Genomic DNA, 23,010 nt, shown 5'->3' with positions numbered 1-23,010 from the left:
GAAAGCTTTAAGCTCTAGTCTTTCAAATTAAGCTTAAAAAAAATATGGAATTAAGTAAAATAAATAGGGTGTATTTTGTTGGTATCGGTGGTATCGGTATGAGTGCTATTGCCCGTTATTTTGCTAAACGTGGTCAGGCAGTTTGTGGCTACGATAAAACACGTACTAAGCTTACAGAAACTTTAGAAAGAGAAGGAATTTTAGTCTCCTATCTTGATGAGCCATCAGCCTTGCCATGTGCATTTTTAGATAATCATGATGATAGTCTTGTTGTTTACACACCGGCCATTCCGCAAGATTCGAAAATATTAAATCACTTTAAGAATAAGGCTTTCGACCTTAAAAAACGTTCTGAAGTTTTAGGGATAATTAGTAAAGGGATGTTTTGCATAGCGGTTGCTGGTACACACGGTAAAACCACAACTTCATCAATTGTTGCCCATATTTTAAAAGATACGGGTTACGATTGTACGGCATTTTTAGGTGGTATTACCAGTAATTATAGCAGTAATGTTTTGTTTGGAAACAACAATGTTGTGGTAGTAGAAGCTGATGAATACGATCGTTCATTTCTAACTTTGCATCCTGATATAGCCGTGATTACTTCAATGGATGCCGACCATTTAGATATTTATGGTGATAAAGGTAAATTGGAAGAATCATTTCAATTATTTGCTGCACAAATTAAGCCCAATGGAAATTTATATGCTCATGAGGGTTTACCTTTTAAAAATAGTACAAGCTATGCTGCAAGTTCAACTGCGGTTGCTCGGGCTGAAAACATACATGTAGAAGGCTCAAAGTTTGTTTTTGATTATCGTGATGCTGATCATAATATCGAAGATTTAAAGTTAATGTTGCCTGGCAAGCATAACGTCGAAAACACGACAGTCGCCATAGCAATTGCATTACAATTGGGTATAGATTCAGAAAAAATTAAACAGGCAGTCGCTAATTTTAAAGGTGTAAAACGCCGTTTTGAATATGTTGTTAACAATAACAATCAAATTTATATAGATGATTATGCCCATCATCCTGAAGAATTAAAAGCTTGCTTTGACGCAGTTCGTCAACTGTATCCTGATAAAAAATTATCTGTTGTATTTCAGCCACATTTGTTCACACGTACGCGGGATTTTGCCGATGAATTTGCAAAAGTTTTAAGCACCGCCGATGAATTGATGCTTTTGGAGATCTATCCTGCAAGGGAATTGCCAATTGAGGGCATCAATGCTCAGTATTTGCTCGATAAAATTACTTTATCTGATAAGAAAATTTGTGGAAAAGATTTTGTTATTCAGCATGTTAAACAAACCAAGCCTGAGTTACTTTTAACAGTTGGCGCAGGTGATATAGATACATTAATCGAACCATTAAAAAATATATTAAACAATGCTTAAGCGGATAAACTGGAGCGCAATTTTTACTGGCTTTGCTTGGCTAATTAGTCTTGCAGGCGTAGTGGTGCTTTTAAGTTTCATCAACATAAAAAAGCAAACCGTTAAGTGTACAGAAGTTAAAATTTTAATTCCTGGAGCAGATAACTTCATAGAAAGAGAAGAAGTTGATCAAATTTTGCGTGAAGATCAGGGTGTTTTGGTAGGTCGAAACTTAGAGCAAATCAATATTCATCAAATTGAAAAAAAACTACAATCAAATCCATATATCGGTTTTGCTAAAGTTTATGCAGATATGGATGGCGTGCTAAGCATCGAGATTAAACAAAGACAACCTGTACTTAGGATTTTAAACGCTTCGGGACAGGATTTTTACATTGATAACGATGGGTTAAAAATGCCAATTTCGCCAAACTTTACCGCCAATGTACTTGTTGCTACGGGAAACATTCAGGAAGTTTTCGGTACTCGCGTTGATACCTTAAGGACGCAAATGGCCCGTGATTTATATAAAACTGCTCAATATATCAAACAAGATACGCTTTGGGATAATCAAATCGAACAAATTATTGTAGATGCAAAAAACGATATAGAATTAATACCAAGAGTTGGTAACCAACGTATAATATTAGGTAGCGCTGATTCTATCGATAAGAAAATGAAAAACTTATTGGTTTTTTACAAAAAGGCGATGCCACAAGTTGGCTGGGAAACTTACAGAACAATAAATATTAAATACACCAATCAAATTGTTTGCGAGAAGAGAGATTCGTCTTTAATTGCTAAAAAGGCGAAAGTATTTACTGCTGCAGATAGCATTAATATCACCAGGAAGGTTTCAGATTCATTGATTAGAGACGTAATTGCCGATGCAATTAAAACTCGTGATAATAATGAGTCAGATAAGCCCTCTGTTGCGGTCATTAAGCCTAAGCCAACTATAGTTAAGCCAAAGGTTTTAGTGGTTAAGACAGTAGATAAAAAGGAAAAGGCGAAAACAACCGAGGTTAAAACAGAAACGAAAAAGATAAATCAACCGCAAAAGACTTCGGTAAAGCCAAAGGCTGATGCGAGCAAAAAAGTGGCAGATAAAAAGAATTAACAAGATCCCTCTGATAACAAAATATATAACTCAACAAAATTAACGAATATGGACAAGGCAAAATTTACCAGTCAGTCTCCAATTGTAGTTGGCCTGGATATCGGTACTACAAAAATATGTGTTATTGTAGGCCGCAGAACACAGCATGGCAAAATAGAAGTTTTAGGCATTGGCAAAGCCGAATCTGCTGGTGTAACACGTGGTGTGGTTTCTAACATTCAGAAAACAGTTCAAGGCATAGCGCAAGCAGTAGAAATTGCAAGCGGACAATCAAATGTAGAGATACAAGTGGTTAACGTTGGTATTGCTGGGCAGCACATTAAAAGCTTGCAACACCGCGGTATTTTAACCAGAAGGGAATTAAATAACGAAATAGGTAAGAAAGATATCGATAAGTTAATCGACGATATGTTTAAACTGGTTATGCCTCCAGGTGAGGAAATTATCCATGTTTTACCACAGGAATTTACCATTGATAACGAGCCGGGTATTAAAGATCCGATTGGTATGGCTGGTGTTCGCTTGGAAGCGAATTTCCATATCATTTCTGGTCAGGTTACTGCCGTTAAAAATATCATTAAATGCGTAAATAACGCAGGCTTGCAAACCCAAGATTTAATTCTTGAGCCATTAGCTTCTTCTGAATCGGTGTTGAGCGATGAAGAAAAAGAAGCTGGTATTGCATTGGTTGATATTGGTGGTGGTACAACAGATATCGCGATTTTCCATGAGGGTATTATTCGTCATACAGCAGTTATTCCATTCGGTGGCAATAGCGTTACCGAAGATATACGCGAAGGTTGTTCTGTAATGCGCAATCAAGCAGAATTATTAAAAACGCGTTTCGGTTCTGCGTTGGCCGAAGAGAATAAAGAGAATGAAATAATTTGTGTGCCGGGATTACGCGGTAGAGAACCAAAGGAAATTTCAGTTAAAAACCTGGCTTATGTTATTCAGGCTCGTATGGAAGAAATTATCGAGCATGTGTATTATGAAATCAAAGCATCAGGTTACGAGAAAAAATTAATTGGGGGTATAGTAATTACTGGTGGTGGGGCTTTATTGAAACACTTAAGTCAGGCCGTTGAATATGTTACGGGTTTAGATTGCCGTATTGGTTATCCGAATGAGCATTTATCTAAATATGAAGATATGCCAAAAACCATATACGATGATTTAAAAAGCCCAATGTACGCAACCAGTGTGGGTTTGTTAATTAAAGGAATTCAAAAAGCTGAGGAGCTGATAGAAGAGATGAAACAACCAGGTGTTTTTGTAGAAAAACCTAAAACAGCGAAAGAAAAAGAAAAACGCGGACCAGGTTTGTTTGATAAATTGCTTGCTAAAACCAGAACTTTCATTCAGGATGATATGGACGTTAGTGATGAAGATTACCTGAAAAGCTAATTCTTTTTCAACAAAGGATGAGTTTTCCACATTATGAACAGTTGTGGAAAACGTATGTGGAAAAAGTGTTAATATTACGTTTGGTAATGAACAGAATTTAAGAATTTTAAACAACTGATTCATAAGATTATGCAGTTCGAAATGTTAAAAGATAAGTCGTCAATCATCAAAGTAATTGGTGTTGGGGGCGGTGGCGGCAACGCAGTAAACCATATGTACCTATCGGGTATTACTGGTGTGGATTTTATTATTTGTAATACTGATGCACAGGCATTGGAGTCAAGTCCTATTCCAAACAAGGTTCAATTGGGTGCAAGCTTAACTGAAGGAATGGGCGCTGGTTCTATCCCTGAAGTTGGTAAAAACTCAGCTATTGAGAATATAGATGATATCAAAGCCATGCTAGGTAGTACAACTAAAATGTTGTTTATAACTGCAGGTATGGGTGGTGGTACAGGTACGGGCGCTAGTCCGATTATTGCTAAAGCTGCAAAAGAACTTGATATATTAACTGTAGCAATCATAACCACACCATTTTCTTTCGAAGGTAAACGACGTAGGTTGCAAGCCGATGAAGGTATGGAAGAGTTGAAGAAATATGTAGATTCTTATCTGGTAATTTCTAATGATAGACTACGCGAAATCTTCGGTAATTTAACTTTAGGTTCTGCATTTGGTCAGGCTGATGATATTTTAACAACAGCAGCAAAAGGAATTGCCGAAATTATTACCGTACCAGGTTACATCAACGTTGATTTTAAAGATGTGCGTACCGTTATGAAAGATAGCGGTGTTGCCATTATGGGTAGCTTTGCTGCAGATGGTGAAGACCGTGCTTTACAAGCTGTTGAAGGTGCTTTAGCATCACCATTATTAAAAGATAATGAGATTGAAGGCGCACGTTATATTTTATTAAACATTAGTTCTGGTTTACGTGAAGTAACTATGGATGAAGTTTCGATAATTACGGACTACATTCAGGACAAAGCTGGCTTATCAGCAGATTTAATTTGGGGTAACTGTACGGATGAATCTTTAGAAGATAAACTATCGGTAACAATAATTGCAACTGGTTTCCAAACCTCAGAGCAACGTGTTAACGAAGAAAAAAATAAAAAGAAAATATCACTTTTAACACCAGAAGAAGCACCGCTTGTTCGTGCTGTAGAACCGGTAAATTCTTTTATCCAGCCGAAATCAGTACCATCTTACGAGCCTGTTTTAAAAGCTAAAGAAGAAGCGCCACAAGCCGATTTATTTGGTGGAATGTTTAGTAAACCAGAAGCGCCAAAATATCAGGAGCCTGAAAACAATGTAGTTCGTCATACTTTAATAGAGGAAGAGCCACAAGCAGAAGCACCAGCAGAAACGGGTTTTGAATTCGAAATTAAGGTATCTGAAACACAATTTGTTTTCGAACCGATAGAAGAAGTTCAAGCGCCTGAACCAGAACCAGTTGTTGGCTTAGATGACAATCAAAATGATGAATCTGTAGAAGAGCAGTTAAAAAAATCGAGAGAACGTATAATGCGTTTAAAAGATTTAAGTATGAAGCTTCGAACAACTAATGGTTTACAAGAATTGGAGAACGAACCTGCTTACAAACGCAAACAAATGCAATTGCAACAAGTTCAGCACTCTTCAGAATCTCAGATTAGTCGTTTTACTTTAAGCAACGATGAAGATGGTGGAACGGAGATTAAACCGAACAATTCTTTCTTGCACGATAATGTTGATTAATATAAACCAAATATAATTTTAAGGCCTCGATTTAACGTCGGGGCTTTTTTGGCATAAAATTAGATTGTTAATTTTCTTTAATTGACATCGCAAAGATGAATCGGGTTGATTTTAAGCTGAATAAACCTTAAATTCGCAACAATTTAAATACAATAAACACATATTACATTGGATATATTTGATAAGATAACGAAACACATGGGTCCTTTAGGGCAACACCAAAAGTGGTCTCATGGGTATTTCTCGTTTCCAAAATTAGAAGGAGAAATTGCACCTCACATGCAATTTAACGGAAAAGAACATTTGGTTTGGAGCTTAAACAATTATTTAGGTTTGGCCAATCATCCTGAAGTTAGAAAGGCAGATGAAGAAGCTGCGGCAAAATTTGGAATGGCTTACCCAATGGGTGCTCGTATGATGAGTGGAAACTCAAAATATCATGAGCAGTTGGAGCAGGAATTAGCAGAATTTGTTGGTAAGCCTGATGCATTTTTATTAAATTTCGGATATCAGGGTATGGTTTCTATCATCGATACTTTGGTCGATAGAAATGATGTTGTGGTTTATGATGCAGAATCTCACGCTTGTATAGTGGATGGTTTGCGATTGCATATGGGTAAACGTTTTGTTTATAAACACAATGATGTAGATAGTGCTCGTAAACAATTAGAGCGTGCAACTAAACTAGTTGAAGAAACTGGTGGTGGTATTCTATTAATCACCGAAGGTGTTTTCGGAATGAGCGGTGCTCAGGGAAAGTTAAAAGAACTTATCGAACTTAAAAAGGAATTTACTTTCCGTATTTTGGTTGATGATGCACATGGTTTTGGTACTATGGGTAAAACAGGAGCGGGTACGCACGAGGCACAGGATTGTATTGAAGATATCGATGTTTATTTTTCAACTTTCGCAAAATCTATGGCTGGTATTGGTGCTTTTGTTGCTTCAACAGTTGATATCACTAACTTTCTAAGATACAACATGCGTTCGCAAACTTTTGCCAAAGCATTGCCGATGCCAATGGTTATCGGTTTGTTAAAACGTTTAGAACTTTTGAAAACGAAACCTGAACTTAAAGATAAACTTTGGGAAATAGCGATGGCCTTACAAAAGGGTTTACGCGAGCGTGGCTTAGATTTAGGTATTACGGATACGGTTGTAACACCAGTTTTCTTAAAAGGTGAATTATCGGATGCAACGGCCATTACTTACGATTTACGTGAGAATTATGGTATTTTTTGCTCAATCGTAATTTTCCCTGTTATCCCGAAAGGTTTAATAGAATTGCGTCTTATTCCAACGGCAGTTCATACACTTGAAGATGTTCAGCGTACACTTGATGCATTTAGCGAAGTAGCTGAAAAGCTTGAAAGTGGTTATTATAAGGAAAATCAGTTTGCTGCAGTTTAAGCATCTATAAAAATTTTACAATGCCCTTTAATTTAGGTTAAAGGGCATTTTTTATGATCGATTGTCTGTATTACATTGTTTTACAGTGATTTAACTCGTTAGTTTTCTGAATCAAGATACGTAATAACATTTTTTGTGGATAAAATTGCTAACTAACAGCTTGATTTTGTGTGCTTAAAAGTTTTTTTATTTAATTAAACACATTAAATTAGTATTAGAAATTAAACCTAAAATTTACAGGAGCCACAAAAAAATGAAAAAATTCGAAGAAGTAAAAAGTTTAGTAGCAGCTTTGGAAGCTGACGCAGACAAATTTTATAATAAAGGAAACAGTGCAGCTGGTACAAGAATTCGTAAAGGCATGCAAGATTTGAAAAATTTAGCACAAGCTATCCGCCTAGAAGTTCAGGACGCAAAAAATAAAGCATAGGCGGTTATAACATATTAAATAAAAAAGGGTCTCTCAAATATATTTTGAGAGACCCTTTTTTTATATCTATCAACCTGATTTCGAGTCTTAAACTCAATAAGAATGCTGTTTTATCGCTTTATTGATTGTACAACACTTCTTCCTCAATTTATTTCAGCATCTTTCCTGCTAAAAAGACCCTGAAATAAATTTAGGGTTAGGTTAACTAAAAAAAGCAGCTTTAATCATGTGAAGGAAAATTATTAATCTAATTCAGGTTACTAAGTTTGTGATTTTATCGCCGTATTTCTTGTACAACACGTCATGCTGAATTTATTTCAGCATCTTTTCTGCAATAAATCCAACTCTAATTTTATTAATTAAACATTCCTATTCGGAGTATCTCTGCGCAAACGTTTGTCTATAAAATATATTCTCCTCGATAGCATATAGATAATATTGAGAATTAATATGCAAATACTATTGATTCCCTTCCATATAGCTGAGATTTTATGGTCGCGGTTATTTTATCCGCACTCATAATAACATTTTCTGATGGTGCAAAGCCAATCTTTATCCAACTACAAAGTAATACTAAGTAGAAATACAGAATTACGCCTTTTTAAAACCTTTTATTTTTATAAAAGTCAAACGTTTGTCTGCATTTTGTATCGTCAAAAACTGCTCCTGACTTCCTATTTAATATATTTTTACCTCAACTAAACTACAAACTAACTAAATGTCTTATGGTAAAAAAAATTAAAAGAAAAATATTTCTAACCAATATTTTTGCTTTTCTATCGCTAATCAGTTTTGCTCAAATTAGCATTAAAGGTGTTGTGAAAGATAGCAGCGGACAACCACTTCCTGGTGTAAGTGTTCGTGTAAAGGGAACTTCAGTTGGAGCCGCAATTAGTCCTGATGGGGTTTATCTCATTAGCGCACCTGCTAATTCTACGCTAACTTTCTCTTTTGTGGGATATAACACGCAAGAGATTACAGTAAATAATAGGAATGAAATTAACGTAACGCTTGTTGATGCGCCGTCATCCAATTTAGATGATGTGGTAGTGGTAGGTTACGGCACTCAAAAAAAGGTTAACTTATCAGGAGCAGTAAACACAGTCAATACTAAGGCAATCGTAAACAGACCTGTAACTTCGCTTATTAATGCGCTTCAGGGAACCGTACCGGGAATGGCCATTAAATCTACTCCAGGAGATGTTGGCGCTGATTTAGGAAGTATAAATGTAAGAGGTAGAGGTAATTTAGGCGCATCAGAACCATTATACGTTGTAGATGGAGTAATCGTACCTTCCGGAGATTTTGCCCGTATCAATTCAAATGATGTAGAAAACATCTCCGTTTTAAAAGATGCATCATCGTCTTCGATTTATGGCTCCAGAGCAGCTTACGGAGTAATTTTAGTTACTACCAAAAAAGGAAGTGGTGCAGCTAAAGTTACCTATAATGCTTATTATGGAAATCAAACTGCTCTATACCTTCCTGATTTCGTAGGTGCTTACGATTACGCCGTGCTAAGAAATGAAGCTGCTGCAAATGCAGGAAAATCTGCAGTTTACTCCGCCACAGTATTAGATGTCATCAAAAATCAATCTGACCCGGATAGATATCCAGATAATGATTGGTTTGCATTAACGCTTAAAAAAAATGCGCCAATGATGGAACACCAACTTAATATTTCGGGTGGAGAAAAAACCAGGTATTATTTAAGTGGTGCATATTTTACTCAGAATTCATTAATTCCAGGTAAAGATTTAAAGCGATATTCTTTGAGAACAAATATTGAAACGCAGGTTTCAGAGAAATTTAAAATCAGTACAAATTTATCGTTTGTAAGAGATGGTTTCGACAACGAAAAAGGTGCAGTTAATTTTACTACGTTATCAAGAGAAACACCGCTTTTAGTAGCAAAACAAAGCAACGGTCAATGGGGAAGCGTTAATGGTGGTATTATTGATGCCACCTTAGCTCGTGACAACACCTTAAGAAAATTAGAAGAAGGTGGAAGAAATTCTTACAACACTAACCGCTTCATTGGTAATTTAAATGGAACATACACTCCTGTAAAAGGTTTAGAGATTGGCGGTTTGTTCTCCTACAATTTCTACAACACTTTGAATAGCGAATTCATTAATACAATGAATCCTATAAATAACTTCTTTACCGGATTGCCAATCGCAAGTACAGCGGTAACCACCAATCAACTCACAGAATCTTGGGAAAATACTGGTAGGATGTTAGCACAAGCAACTGCCAATTATGAGAAAACAGTGGGCAAGCATTATTTTAAAGCTTTGGTGGGTGCATCTTACGAAAATTATAATAATCGGACCATCAGTACCATTCGCAAAAATTTTGTAAATAACGATTTGAATGCAATTAATGGTGGTTCGCAATTACCAGAAAATACAACGGCAAGTGGGGGAATTCAACAACGTGCTTTTGCTTCAGTTTTTGGCAGATTAAACTATTCATTTAACGATACGTATTTATTAGAAGCTAGTTTAAGAAACGATGCATCATCTCAATTTGCTCCTGGCAATAGAAGTGGTTTGTATCCATCTTTTTCTGCAGCCTGGCGTATTTCAAAGGAAAGTTTCATGCAAGATGTTAAAGCTGTTAATGAGTTGAAGCTCAGATTATCATACGGTAAATTGGGTAATATCAACAACGTAGGAAATTATGATTTCTACGATGGTTTAAATACGGGTACCGTGGTGATTTTGGATGAAACGAAGCAAGATGGTGTTTATCCAGGTAAAATATTTAACAGCTTGCTAAGTTGGGAAAAGGTTGATATGTACAATGCTGGTTTAGATGCAACTTTGTTTAAATCTTTTAACTTCCAATTGGATGTTTTCAATAGATTAACGGAAGATATTCTCTTAGAAAACCCAAACATTCCATCAGAAGCGGGATTGGTATCAAATTCGACAACAAAAGAAGCACCATCAGTAAATCTCGGTAAGGTTAGGAACAGTGGATTTGAACTTTCGTTAAGTTACAATGGAAAAGTTAATGATTTTACCTATTCAATTGGTGGTAACGTAAGTAAAATTTGGAATAAGGTAGTTGATTTAGGTGGCACTAACGAAACACCACCAAGCGGTTATTACATCAATAGGGTAGGGCAAGCTATTGGCTCATTCTACATGTATCAGTCTGACGGTTTATTTTCTTCAAATGCTGAAGTTGCATCACATGCATTTCAATCTACAGCTACTAAAGCCGGCGATATAAAATATGTTGACCAAAATGGTGACAAAAAAATCGATGGAAATGATCGGGTAATTACAGGTAATGATGTTCCGTATTTTATATATGGAATTAATTTCACGGCAAATTATAAAAACTTCGATTTATCCGTTTTGGGTCAGGGTGTAAATGATGTAAAAGTTTATTTAGAGAATGAGGCATCTCAGGCATTTTTTAATAGTGCAGGTGCAAAATCTTATGTTTTAGATAGATGGACGGCCGCTAACCCAAATCCAAACGCCGTGTACCCAAGAGTTTTAAGCTCTGCAGACAATAGCCAAAACCTTGTTCAATCTGATTTCTGGCTTTTTAATGCTGATTATTTTAGGGTAAAAACAATTGCTTTAGGTTACAGCTTACCGAAAAAAGTTTTAGATAAATTAAAAATTGGAGGATTAAGGGTTTATGCATCAAGTAACAATCCATTTACGATAAGAGGAGATAAGCGATTGAAAGATTTCGATCCTGAAACACCTTCAGCAAGAGCATCTTATCCAACATTAAAAACTTATTCTTTTGGCATCAACCTAACCCTATAAACACATGAAAAAGATATTTTATATAACATTTGTTTTTGCAGTAATCGCGATGGGTAGCTGCAAAAAATCAGACTTGGATTATGTTCCACAAGACCAACTATCTAGCAATTCTTTTTGGAAAACCGAGAAAGATGCCACACTAGCTTTAAATGCTTGTTACGGATATTTTAGCAATGCATATACCAATGCTTATGATGATGGCGCTAGCGATAATGCTTATGCGCAATACCCTTGGGAAAGCAATGCCACACCAATTGCTGCTGGAAATATAAATGCTACAATAGACCAAGGCTATGGAAGCAGATATGTTTACATCAGAAGGTATAATTATTTTTTAGATAATGTAGCTAAGGCACCACTATCTGCAACGGTAATGAAAAGGTATGTTGCAGAAGCCAAAGTGCTTAGAGCAATAACTTATTACGACTTAGCCAGAATATTCGGACCAGTACCGTTATTAAAAACTGCTTATGCCGAACCATCTGAAACTGCTGTTACACCAACGCCGGAAGCTGAGGTAATTAATTTTGCTATCAGTGAAATTCAATCTGCGGTAGCTGATTTGAATCCAGCAATTGTACAGAGTGGAAGAATTACTGCTGGTGCTGCCTGGGCTTTTCTTGCCAGAATACAGCTACAGTATCAAAAATATGCTGATGCAGTTGCAAGTGCAGAAAAAGTAAAATCTTTAGGTTATCAACTTTTTAGAAAAAATACATTAACTGCTGATGATTTGACTGATGATTTTAGCAAGTACATAACCTTCGCTGATGCGGCAGATAAAGATAAATTTTATAAAGGATTAGCAAGTTACGAGCAACAATTTTGGGCAGCTAATGAACTTGATAATAAGGAGTTGATACTGGCATCTCAGAATATTTCCAACTCATCTTATGATTATGGAAATGGTTTAAGAACCCTTTTTCCACCGAGTGATTTGGGTGGATGGAGTTCAATTACGCCAACGCAAGATTTAGTTAATGCGTACTGGACTAAAAGCGGTGATGCATTTACACCACCAGCAGCAAATGTTAGAGCAACAAAATACAATAATGGAAAACCAAATGCCGCTTATAACGATGAATTCAAAAATCGCGATACCAGATTGTATGCATCTATTTTATTTCCAGGAACACCATGGGGAAGAATTAATGCAGGTTTCAGTTTCGCTTGGGGTAAAGGTGGTGGAAATAATAGTGTAACAGGATATAACTTTAAAAAACTGGTTGATCCATCGCCAGAAAGTTCTCAAAACGAATGGGATGGTGCTCAAGATTTTCCTATAATAAGATATGCAGAGGTTTTATTGGCTTTCGCAGAAGCCAAAAACGAATTAAGTGGTCCTGATGCAACAATTTATGCAGCACTTGATGATATCAGAACCAGAGCAGGTATGCCTGCCGTAAATCAAACAGCAATAAATACAAAAGAAAAGCTACGCGATTTTATTAGAAATGAGCGAAGAATAGAATTGGCTGGTGAAGGACAAAGGTATTCGGACATTCGACGCTGGAATATTGCTAAAGATGTTATGAAAACAACTTATGACATTACAAATAGCATTGTACAAACCAGGATTTGGGATAATAAATTTATGTTAATGCCTTACCCACAAACTGCAATAGATAGAAACGCTAATTTAAAAGCTGCTCAAACCACTAAGGGTTACTAGTCAAATGCAATGAGCGTCCCAAATATTTTTCATTTGGGACGCTCTTTATATATTAAACAACATTTTTTTTAAGCAACTACACTTAACTTTTCTATCTCTTTTATTATTAAATCTTCTAAAGTTGAACTCGCTTTAATAAGCGGCAACCTTACGGTATCGCCACAAACTCCTAAATGTTTCAGAGCAGCTTTTATCCCGGCAGGATTGCCTTCAGCAAAAGCTAACCGTGTAAATTCTACCAAACTTAAATGAGCCGGTTGAGCTGCTTTAAAATCTCCTGATAAACAATGATTCACCATGGTAGAAAAGTGTTTTGGAATTGCATTGGCAATAACCGAAATAATTCCAGATGCACCTAAAGCAATCATTGGTAAAGTAATAGGATCATCGCCAGAAATCAATAAAAAGTCTTCAGGTTTATCACGCATAATTTGATTAAACTGATCAAAACTTCCTGATGCTTCTTTTGTTGCAATGATGTTTTTAAAATCATGCGCCAGTCTGCAAGTTGTTTCCGGAGTCATATTACTCATCGTACGTCCCGGAACATTGTAAAGAATTAAATCTAGCGGAGAAACTTCTGCCAAATATTTGTAATGCTGGTAAATACCTTCTTGTGTAGGTTTGTTGTAGTATGGACTAACAGAAAGTATTGCGCTGTAACCAGTTGCATCAAAAGCTTTAATATCTTCAGCAACAGCTAAGGTATTATTGCCACCGATACCTGCAACCAAGGGTAATCTATTGTTATTAATTTCAGCAGTATAGGCCCACACCTTCTTCTTCTCATCTTTAGTCATTGTAGCGGTTTCGCCAGTTGTACCTAAAGAAACGAGATAATCTATCCCTCCATCTATCAAATGATTAATCAGGTTTTTTAAACCATCATAATCAACTGACCCATCTGTGTTAAAAGGTGTAACCAACGCCACACCAGTTCCCTGAAATTTGTTCATTTTTTTGTAATTATTGAATTTTGAATGAAAGACTGAATGAATGTTATTCCATCATTCATCCACTAACCCATTCATGCTTTCATTTTAATTTTATCATTTCTAGTAATTCGGTATCGCTGATTATTGGAACGTTTAGTTTTGTAGCCTTTTCTAATTTCGACGGACCCATGTTTTCACCAGCTACCAGATAATCCAACTTAGAAGATATGCTGCTTAAAATTTTCCCGCCATTGGCTTCAATTAAATCTTTTAGCTGCTCTCTGCTGTATTCTTCAAAAACGCCCGAAATTACAAATGTTTTTCCAATTAGTGCATCACTATCCAAGGTTATTACTTTCTCTTCGATTTCGAATTGTAATCCAGCTGCTTTTAATAATTCTATTTGCTTTAAGTGTTCTTGTTTTCCAAAATATTCAACAATACTTTCAGCTATCCTTTGTCCGATTTCATCAATGGCAATTAGTTCTTCTAAACTTGCTTTGGCTAAATTATCTATGTTTTTAACCCCGATGGCAAGTTTTTTTGCAACGGTTTCGCCAACATACCTAATGCCTAAACCGAATAATACTTTTTCAAAAGGCATTTGTTTTGATTTCTCGATCCCGCCAAGCATGTTTTCTATTGAGCGTTCACCAAATCGGTCGATACTTTTTAACTGTTCAGATTTTTGGTAAATGGTATATAGGTCGCTAATATGGTTTAATAATCCTCTTTTGTAGAAAGTTTCAATCGTTTCATCGCCCAAGCCATCAATATTCATCGCTTTGCGACCAATGAAATGCTGAATTTTGCCGATAATTTGTGGTGGGCAACCTTCATCATTTGGACAATAATGTACGGCTTCTCCTTCTTTTCTGATTAGTTCTGTGCCGCATTCGGGGCAATTGTGTAAATATTTAACCTTTTCGGTTCCCGATTTTCGTTTATCCAGATTTACTCTGATAATTTTTGGAATTATCTCACCACCTTTCTCTACATAAACGGTATCGCCTTCATGCAAATCAAGTCGTTCAATTTCATTGGCGTTATGTAATGTAGCTCTTTTAACTGTTGTGCCAGCCAATAAAACAGGTTTTAAATTGGCAACAGGCGTAACCGCACCGGTACGACCGACCTGATAGGTTACTTTCTCGAGGATGGTTTCTACTTCAGCAGCTTTATATTTATATGAAATTGCCCAACGAGGTGATTTTGCTGTAAAACCCAGTTCTTGTTGTTGGGCGTAACTATTAACTTTAATTACAATTCCATCAATATCATAACTGAGCTTAAAGCGCTCTTCCTCCCAATGGTGAATAAAAGCCAAAACATCATCAATGTTATTAACTAACCTGTTGTGCTCGCAAACATGAAAGCCCCAATCTTTGACGGCATTTAAACTATCCCAATGGGTTTTAAATTCGTTTTTGTCTGTGTAAAGGAAATAAATAAATCCATCTAAAGGTCGCTTTGCTACTTCTTTGCTATCCTGCATTTTGATGGTTCCAGAAGCAAAATTTCTTGGATTTGCATATTGAATTTCACCAAGCTCTTCTCTCGCAGCATTTAAGCGTAAGAAAGCTGCTTTGTGCATAAAAATTTCACCCCGAATTTCGAAATGTTCAGGGGCGTGTTTTGCTTTTAGTTGATGTGGGATAGTGTGTATGGTTTTAACATTATTGGTAACATCATCGCCCTTTGTACCATCGCCACGGGTTACTGCTCTTATTAGTTTTCCATCCTGGTAAGTTAAACTGATGGATAAGCCATCAAATTTTAACTCGCAAACGTATTCAAAATTATCACCAATTGCTTTTCTAATGCGTTCATCAAAATCACGTAAATCTTGTTCGTTATAAGTATTCCCCAATGATAACATTGGATATTTATGCTGAACTGTAATAAAATTTTTGGTAATGTCGCCACCAACGCGTTGTGTTGGTGAATTTGGATCTGCAAAATCTGGGTTTGCCTGCTCCAATTCGGCCAAAAGCTTCAGTTTTTTATCGAATTCAAAATCGCCAATTGTGGGCATAGCCAACACGTAGTAATTGTAATTGTGCTGATTTAACTCAGCAACCAAAGCATCCATTTCTTCTTTTACGGTAGATTGCGACATGTAGCAAATATAAAAAAAGGGTTGAATTGGTTAATGAAAAGGCTTATTTATTTGGAATTTTATACCAATTTACTTTCAATTGAATTGAAAATATCCATAAAGTCTTTCTGTAAGATTTCTTTAAAGATGGAAAGCTGAAAAGTTAACTCACTAACTTGATTTTCTGTTAAAGTTTCTGGCCACAGTCGCATGCAAATTCTATTTAATGCATAACTGATGTTTTCTAATTTTTGATAACTTAATAGATATTTACTGCTGATAAATTGATCAAGAAATTTAAAGAATGCTTCTGGATTTTTCAATTTACAGTGTTCTAAAAAATCGCTTAATGATGATTTGTTTACTTCAATTAGTTTGTCGTAAAAATGATTAACATGTATTAAATTGTGTTCGATAAGAAGATGATCAAGCAGCAATTCCAGACCGATATGTGCTAAGAATGATGGTCTGATGGGTGTGTTTTCTACTACCGGAACAATTAACTGCTTTAGTGCAGCTGTTTTTTCTAAGAAAAATTGTGAAGAATGAAAAACCAAATCGACAGCTAAATGTCTTTTCCAGCCTTTCAATAGCGATTCTTCATCAATATTACCAATAAACAAAAATTCGTTTTTTTGAGGATATAGGTTTGCTTCTTTCGATGCGTTTTTTACCAAATCAGGCAATACAACGCCCATTACCACATTGGCGTTGTTGTTAAACCTGTCGAAGTAAAAATGGGAAAGAAAGTTCATTTTGTAAATATAGTTTTTATCGCTTCGAAATTTTGGTTACTAAAATATCTTAACCACAATATAACATTTCAGTTTGACAAAGAGATTTAGGCTTTATAATTCTACTTTCAGCTTTACACTCAAAAAACTATCTTTGCGCAATAATTTTATACCATGACAAATTTTGTTGCAGAGTTACGTTGGAGAGGCATGTTACACGACATTATGCCGAATACTGAAGAAAAATTAAACGAAGGTATGACTTCTGGTTATATCGGATTTGACCCTACTGCAGATTCGTTACATGTTGGTCATTTGACTCAAATCATGACGCTAATTCATTTTCAAAATGCTGGTCATAAGCCATTTGCCTTGGTTGGTGGTGCTACAGGTATGGTTGGTGATCCTTCAGGAAAATCAGACGAGCGGAACCTTCAAACCGAAGAAATGATTGAGCACAATCTTAAAGGTATGAAAGCGCAATTGGCTAAATTTTTAAAATTTGAGGATGCTGGCAATGGTGCAGTGATGGTTAACAATGCAGATTGGTTTAAGGATATGAACTTATTTACATTTATTAGGGATGTTGGTAAGCACATTACCGTTAACTACATGATGGCCAAAGATAGCGTTAAACGCCGTTTAGAAGGTGATTCGGGCTTATCATTTACCGAATTTTGTTACCAGTTAATTCAAGGTTATGATTTCTACTATTTATGGAAGAATAATAACTGTTTGGTGCAAATGGGAGGTTCAGATCAATGGGGAAACATTGTCACCGGAACAGAATTGATTAGAAGAAAAGACGCTGGAACGGCTTATGCCATTACTACTCAATTGATTAAAAAGGCCGATGGTACTAAATTTGGTAAAACAGAAAGTGGAGCCGTTTGGTTAGATCCAGAGAAAACATCGCCATATAAATTTTACCAGTTCTGGTTAAACGCATCTGATGATGATGTAAAAAAATGGATTAGAATTTTTACATTAAAAACTAAAGAAGAAATTGAGGCTTTAGAAGCTGAACATAATGCAGCACCACATTTGCGGATTTTACAAAAAGCTTTGGCTGAAGATATAACAGTAAAAACCCATTCTTTGGAAGCGCTAGATACTGCCATTAAAACCTCAGAGTTTTTATTTGGAAACGGTTCTTTAGAGTTTTTGAAAAGCTTATCTGCAAATCAGGTTTTAGAAATGTTCGAAGGTATACCGCAATTTCATATTTCAAAAGTAGAATTGGCTAGTGGCATAGATGCTGCAACATTGTTAGCAGAAAAATCTGCTGTAGCTTCATCAAAAGGAGAAGCGAAAAAATTAGTTCAAGGTGGCGGAGTTTCTGTAAACAAGGAAAAGGTTTTAGAATTCGGACAAATATTTAATGCTGAACATTTAATTAACGACAAGTTTATTGTTGTACAAAAAGGTAAAAAGAACTATTTCTTACTAATTGCAGAATAAAGAAGAAAATATATACATTTCAGACAAAATGTATATATTTGAGTATAATTGTCTGTTTTTATGAAACGAAAACTTGAAAGTACTAATCTAGCCGAAGAACCAATGGGCTTGTACACCGCTACGGTTTCAACACCTATGGTGGCAATGATGGGTAGTCAATATGCTCATCCAACTGATTTTGATCTACTTAATCTGGCTAGAAAAGGCATTTCTAAAAAATCGCTTACTGCTTTAGCGAAACAAATTTCTTTAACTATTGAAGAAGTTGCAAATGTGTTGCACATTTCTGAAAGAACTTTACAACGATACACACCAACAACATTAGTTAAAACTGAACATGCTGATAGAGCAATAGAGTTGGCACGTTTATACGAACGCGGTACCGAAGTATTGGGAAGCATTAAAGCATTTAATGTTTGGCTTAAAGAACCAAATCTTGCCCTTAACGGTGAAATTCCCTTTAATTTGTTGGATACCAGAATTGGCTTTGAAATGGTTTTAAATATATTAGGCAGAATAGAGTACGGCGTATTTAGCTAATGGTTTTATATAGAATTAGCAATTGCTTACACGCAAAAGATTTTAGCGGTACTGGTGCAAAATTATATGGTGGCAGGTGGAATTCGGTTGGAATACCATTACACTATATGGCTAGCAATAGAGCGTTGGCTGCATTGGAAGTTTTGGTAAACAAAAATTCGATGATAAATTCTAAAAATTTTTGTTTAACCGTTTTTGAACTACCAGAAAAATCTATTAAAACGCTGGAGATAGAAGATTTGCCTGAAGATTGGAAAAGTTATCCGGCACCAAATAGATTGGCTAAAATGGGTGATGCTTTTGTTAATGAGAATAAATATTTGCTATTAAAGGTACCATCTGCTATAATTATTGATGAGTATAATTATATGATGAACGTTAATCATTCATTAGCGGATAAAATTAAAATTATTGAGGTTAAGCCATTTAACTTTGATAACAGGCTTTTATAAATCTATTGAACCAATAAATTACAGCCTCTGATATCTGCATTATCAAAACGGCCTAAAACCTCAAAGCTTTTATCACTAATTATTCTCCCTAAATCTTGCGTAGCAATAAATGAGCATGAATTAATATTAGCTAAATCAATTACATTTATACCACCTGTTTTCCCATTTTCTATTAATGTTAAAGGGTCGTTAGTGTCCCTAATCAGAATTTCCATCCAATTCGGACATTTAAAAATTCCTTCACCTAACGAATATGCCTGAGATAACAATTCGGTCATTCCGTATTCGCTGTGTATTGCTGGTACGCCAAAACCTGTTGTAAGTTGCTGGTGTAATTCATCTCTTACCATTTCTTTACGTTTACCTTTCATGCCACCAGTTTCCATTACAATAAGTTCAGGAAATTCTATTTTATAGTGCTCAATAAAATCGAGCAATGCGTAGGTAACACCAATTAAAACAGTTTTCTGATTTTCTGATTTTAAATTTATGAGTGTTTCAAAAAGTTCATCGTGGTTGTACAAAAAATAACCGCTTTGTGGATGGGTGCTTTTCACAATCAAATCATTAACCATATAAATTAAAGAAGAACCCGAACGTTGCTGATAGGATGGAAGGAGTGCTAAAAAACAATATTCTTTTACATCGCCATAAAATTGATTAAAAGCTTGTAGGTAACTTTGTTCATAAAGTTTTACATCAGTAACATAATGGCTGCTTTGAACCATTCCTGTGGTGCCGGAACTGCTGAATGTTATTTCTACTGGCTCGGTATTGCTTAAAACAGACTGTGTTTTAAAAAAACCTATTGGTAAAAAGGGGATGTCATTGATGCTGTTTACATTGTCGGTATCAATATGCAAATGATGAATATATTGTGAATAAACTTTACAATTTTTAGCTTGAAACCTAAATATTTCTAAAGCTAAGGCTTCAAATTCTACAGCATTTTGAATGGAAAAGATATTTTCAGGAGTAAGATTCACAAGGCAAAAGTACAAAGCCTTATGCTAATTTTTCGTCAGTTTTTTTAATAAGCATTGCTTTGCGAAATTGATACCCGCAATAGCCACTTATACCTGCCACAAGTCCACCCAATATTCCGGTAACCAATAATAAAACCCACCATATTTTTACGCCGGTCATTATTGCAACGCGGCTTGCCAAAACATTATCATTTGGTAAACTTTTAAATAATGCATATCCAATCCACAATAAAAAAATAGCAAAAAACGATTGCCAGAAAGCAATTTTACCTGTTTTACCAATAATACCACAAGTGGCAAAAGCAATTACAATAATAATCCACCATGGGGCTATCATTTGAAGCAGAAAACAAACAATTAATATAACTAGGAAAACCATTTTATTTATTTAGAAATTTTTAAACGAGAGATAATTGTACCAGATTTATCATCTGGAGTTTGCATAAAGAATAAATCATAAAGTTGGCCATTTGCCCAGGTATCAATCATGTTATCATAAAATTTACTACCCGGATTACCTGATTGTCCACCAGGATAAACGCCATGGCCTTTTGGTTTTTTCCCTAATTCAATAACCATTCTCCATGATGGTCCGTTCGTTTCGCTGATGGCATTGATGGTACTTTTAGCTCCGCCTATAAGCAAAACTTTTGAGCCAAAGCCTGGAATTTTTGCCAGATGAGGAACATTGGTTTGTTTAACATTTGCCCAATTCCAATCTTTATTTATTGGTCCAAATCTGCGTTCGAGGCTATCACAACTGTATTTGAAAGCTTCATTAACTAAATCTGAAAGTTTTTCTACCGACGGTGTTTTAACATTATCAAACCATTTCGCATTTGGTTGATTTAAAATCATTTCTACAGTTCTATCTCTTGATGGATATCGCATGGGTATGCCTTCCACTTCAAATTCATCGTTCCAGATATCGTAACTTAATCGCTTGGTCCAAATTTCAAATACACTGGCTGCAATTTCATTGGCATCATATCGCTTATTCCATTTTGTTAAGTAACTGTAAGCTTCTTTCTGTGTTGCATTTAATTGCTCATTATTAACCAACGGCATTAATGCTGGAATTAAATTTTGAGCCATAATGCTGTAATTATCTGTTTGCATTAACCGAATGCTATCGGCATTAGCTTTAGTCATTGCACCAAGTCTGTCGTTAATGCGTTTACCACGTTCGTAAGCTCCAAATTCCCAATTAATGTAATACGGATATGTTTTATCTGTTGAAGATTGATTAGCAGAACTTACAAAGCCTCGCGATGGATTTTTAACCGTTGGATTTTGAGCAGCCGGAATCCAGCCTTGCCAATCATAAGCTTTATCTGTTCCATCCAATATAAATTTACCCTGGTCTTTCCATTTCAAAGGAAACTTGCCGTTTGGTGTGATTGCGATATCATTATCTATACTTGCAAAGACAAAATTTTGTGCAGGAGCGGTATAAAATGTAAGGGCTTTTCTATAATCATCATAATTTTTACCACGGTTGAGGTAATAAAAAGTCATCAATTCATTCGATTCGTCATGTGCTATCCATCTCAATGCATTGCCAACAGGAACATTATTTGCCCTACTGTATTTGGGCTTTTGGAAATAAACAACAGGACCGTGATGGGTATAATACACAGTATCAATCTCATCTTTAGCGCCACGAATTTTTATGGTTTCTAAGCGAGAACTGGTTGGTTTCCACGCATTGTTAAACCAATATTCTTTATGTGTATTATCCTTAAATTTTATCTGATAGAAATCCAACACATCAGCCGCCACATTAGTAACGCCCCAAGCAATTTGGCCGTTAAAGCCAATAACCACTCCTGGTGCACCTGGTAATGATACGCCATAAGTATTTACACCTGGTGCATGCAATTGAATTTGATACCAAATGGATGGTAAGGTTAAATCTAAGTGTGGGTCGTTTGCCAGAATAGGATAACCTGATTCAGTTTTTGAGCCCGATAATGCCCAATTGTTACTTCCTATACCTTCAATTTTCTCTTTTGTTTTTACATCACCAGTCTGCGCATTGGTAAATGATTCGGGTGTTTTTGGAGTAGGAAGTGGGTTGAAATTCCATTTTGTACCAACCGGGATAATAGGGTCTTCACGAAAAGGATAGTCAGGAAATAAGTCTTTAGTAACATCTGGTCCGAATTTTTTCATGATGTTCGTCATGTAAAATTCATCAGAACCCATAGCCAAAACAGCCGACATTTGTTTAAGCAACAATGCACATTTAATCGGCGACCAATTTTCAGGTTTAAAATCCAAAATTTTATATTCTATTGGATAATTGGCGTGAGACAATGTTTTAATATAAGCGTTAATCCCATCAGTATAAGCCAAAATCATTTCTTTAACTTTAGGGTCGGCCATCATTCCTTTTAAAGAATTTTCTGCGCCATATACCATACCCATTCTCCGTTGATATCTATCTACTTCGATGGCTTTATCACCAACAACTTCGCTAATTCTACCAGCTGCAAAACGGGTTTGGAAATCCATTTGCCAAAGGCGATGCATAGCCGTAACATAACCCTGCGCTAAATATAAATCATGGTCGTTTTTAGCAAAAATGTGTGGTATCATTCTATCATCAAACACAATTTCTATTTCATCAATTGCGCCTTTAATTTTTGCTTTATGATTAAACATGAAATGGTTATTTTCAGCATTTTGCCAAAACCCCATAAATGGATTTAAGAATTTGAGTAGTGGGGGTGTGCTGCCAATTTTTGTATTTAGTAAAAATGCCAATGCAATTGGAATGAGAATGCAGCAAAGCGCCTTGATTTTATTCATAATGGTTAGCCAAGATCGATATTTAGTAAATTAGT

At 35.7% G+C, this 23,010-nt stretch carries 17 protein-coding genes; 11 read left to right on the top strand and 6 right to left on the bottom strand.

What is annotated here, in order from left to right; genetic code table 11:
* Positions 1-44 precede the first annotated feature (44 nt).
* The 8 genes from murC to D7004_RS09155 all read left to right on the top strand — a co-directional run bounded on the left by murC (position 45) and on the right by D7004_RS09155 (position 12,955).
* Positions 45-1,400, top strand: a complete 1,356-nt coding sequence (gene murC, locus D7004_RS09190; protein WP_123205571.1) for a UDP-N-acetylmuramate--L-alanine ligase — start codon at positions 45-47, stop codon at positions 1,398-1,400.
* On the top strand, positions 1,393-2,499 hold the full coding sequence (locus tag D7004_RS09185) for a cell division protein FtsQ/DivIB (RefSeq protein ID WP_208646812.1): 1,107 nt from the start codon (positions 1,393-1,395) through the stop codon (positions 2,497-2,499). The genes murC and D7004_RS09185 overlap by 8 nt, the downstream gene beginning before the upstream one ends.
* 48 nt (positions 2,500-2,547) lie before the next feature.
* Positions 2,548-3,906 carry a cell division protein FtsA gene (ftsA, locus tag D7004_RS09180; RefSeq protein WP_123205570.1) on the top strand — a complete coding sequence of 453 codons (1,359 nt, stop codon included), beginning with the start codon at positions 2,548-2,550 and terminating at the stop codon, positions 3,904-3,906.
* 129 nt (positions 3,907-4,035) lie between these two features.
* Positions 4,036-5,646, top strand: coding sequence for a cell division protein FtsZ (gene ftsZ, locus D7004_RS09175; RefSeq protein ID WP_123205569.1), 1,611 nt, complete (start codon positions 4,036-4,038; stop codon positions 5,644-5,646).
* Between the two features lie 168 nt (positions 5,647-5,814).
* Positions 5,815-7,056, top strand: a complete 1,242-nt coding sequence (locus D7004_RS09170) for an aminotransferase class I/II-fold pyridoxal phosphate-dependent enzyme (RefSeq protein WP_123205568.1) — start codon at positions 5,815-5,817, stop codon at positions 7,054-7,056.
* A gap of 253 nt (positions 7,057-7,309) precedes the next feature.
* Complete coding sequence (locus D7004_RS09165; protein ID WP_123205567.1) at positions 7,310-7,486, top strand: histone H1; 177 nt, start codon at positions 7,310-7,312, stop codon at positions 7,484-7,486.
* A 725-nt stretch (positions 7,487-8,211) separates the two neighbouring features.
* Positions 8,212-11,283 (top strand): SusC/RagA family TonB-linked outer membrane protein, encoded by a 3,072-nt coding sequence (locus D7004_RS09160; protein ID WP_123205566.1) that lies wholly within the window; start codon positions 8,212-8,214, stop codon positions 11,281-11,283.
* A gap of 4 nt (positions 11,284-11,287) precedes the next feature.
* Positions 11,288-12,955 carry a RagB/SusD family nutrient uptake outer membrane protein gene (locus D7004_RS09155; RefSeq protein WP_123205565.1) on the top strand — a complete coding sequence of 556 codons (1,668 nt, stop codon included), beginning with the start codon at positions 11,288-11,290 and terminating at the stop codon, positions 12,953-12,955.
* A 68-nt stretch (positions 12,956-13,023) separates the two neighbouring features.
* On the opposite strand, the gene dapA is transcribed toward D7004_RS09155, so the two are convergent.
* The 3 genes from dapA to D7004_RS09140 form a co-directional block, all read right to left on the bottom strand.
* Positions 13,024-13,911 (bottom strand): 4-hydroxy-tetrahydrodipicolinate synthase, encoded by an 888-nt coding sequence (dapA, locus tag D7004_RS09150; protein ID WP_123205564.1) that lies wholly within the window; start codon positions 13,909-13,911, stop codon positions 13,024-13,026.
* A 79-nt stretch (positions 13,912-13,990) separates the two neighbouring features.
* A complete protein-coding gene (ligA, locus tag D7004_RS09145) occupies positions 13,991-16,009 on the bottom strand; it encodes an NAD-dependent DNA ligase LigA (RefSeq protein WP_123205563.1) in 2,019 nt (672 codons plus the stop codon).
* A gap of 59 nt (positions 16,010-16,068) precedes the next feature.
* Positions 16,069-16,743, bottom strand: coding sequence for an ACP phosphodiesterase (locus D7004_RS09140; protein ID WP_123205562.1), 675 nt, complete (start codon positions 16,741-16,743; stop codon positions 16,069-16,071).
* A 153-nt stretch (positions 16,744-16,896) separates the two neighbouring features.
* On the opposite strand from D7004_RS09140, the gene tyrS reads away from it, so the two are divergent.
* Genes tyrS through D7004_RS09125 form a run of 3 tightly spaced genes read left to right on the top strand, consistent with a single transcriptional unit; the run spans position 16,897 to position 19,175 of the window.
* A complete protein-coding gene (gene tyrS / locus D7004_RS09135; protein ID WP_123205561.1) occupies positions 16,897-18,183 on the top strand; it encodes a tyrosine--tRNA ligase in 1,287 nt (428 codons plus the stop codon).
* Between the two features lie 60 nt (positions 18,184-18,243).
* A complete protein-coding gene (parS, locus tag D7004_RS09130) occupies positions 18,244-18,723 on the top strand; it encodes a type II RES/Xre toxin-antitoxin system antitoxin (protein ID WP_123205560.1) in 480 nt (159 codons plus the stop codon).
* Positions 18,723-19,175, top strand: a complete 453-nt coding sequence (locus D7004_RS09125) for an RES family NAD+ phosphorylase (RefSeq protein WP_123205559.1) — start codon at positions 18,723-18,725, stop codon at positions 19,173-19,175. The genes parS and D7004_RS09125 overlap by 1 nt, the downstream gene beginning before the upstream one ends.
* A 2-nt stretch (positions 19,176-19,177) precedes the next feature.
* Here D7004_RS09125 and D7004_RS09120 read toward each other — a convergent pair whose 3' ends face one another.
* Genes D7004_RS09120 through D7004_RS09110 form a run of 3 tightly spaced genes read right to left on the bottom strand, consistent with a single transcriptional unit; the run spans position 19,178 to position 22,975 of the window.
* On the bottom strand, positions 19,178-20,161 hold the full coding sequence (locus tag D7004_RS09120) for a LuxE/PaaK family acyltransferase (RefSeq protein WP_208646811.1): 984 nt from the start codon (positions 20,159-20,161) through the stop codon (positions 19,178-19,180).
* Positions 20,162-20,180: 19 nt separating this feature from the next.
* Positions 20,181-20,540, bottom strand: coding sequence for a hypothetical protein (locus D7004_RS09115; RefSeq protein WP_123205557.1), 360 nt, complete (start codon positions 20,538-20,540; stop codon positions 20,181-20,183).
* A 5-nt stretch (positions 20,541-20,545) separates the two neighbouring features.
* Positions 20,546-22,975 carry a penicillin acylase family protein gene (locus tag D7004_RS09110; RefSeq protein WP_123205556.1) on the bottom strand — a complete coding sequence of 810 codons (2,430 nt, stop codon included), beginning with the start codon at positions 22,973-22,975 and terminating at the stop codon, positions 20,546-20,548.
* Between the last annotated feature and the right edge of the window lie 35 nt (positions 22,976-23,010).

This window comes from Pedobacter jejuensis (assembly GCF_003725795.1).
In the GTDB taxonomy this organism is placed as follows: domain Bacteria; phylum Bacteroidota; class Bacteroidia; order Sphingobacteriales; family Sphingobacteriaceae; genus Pedobacter; species Pedobacter jejuensis.
Note: the sequence above shows the minus strand (reverse complement) of the source record. Positions and strands in the feature narration are given on the sequence as shown.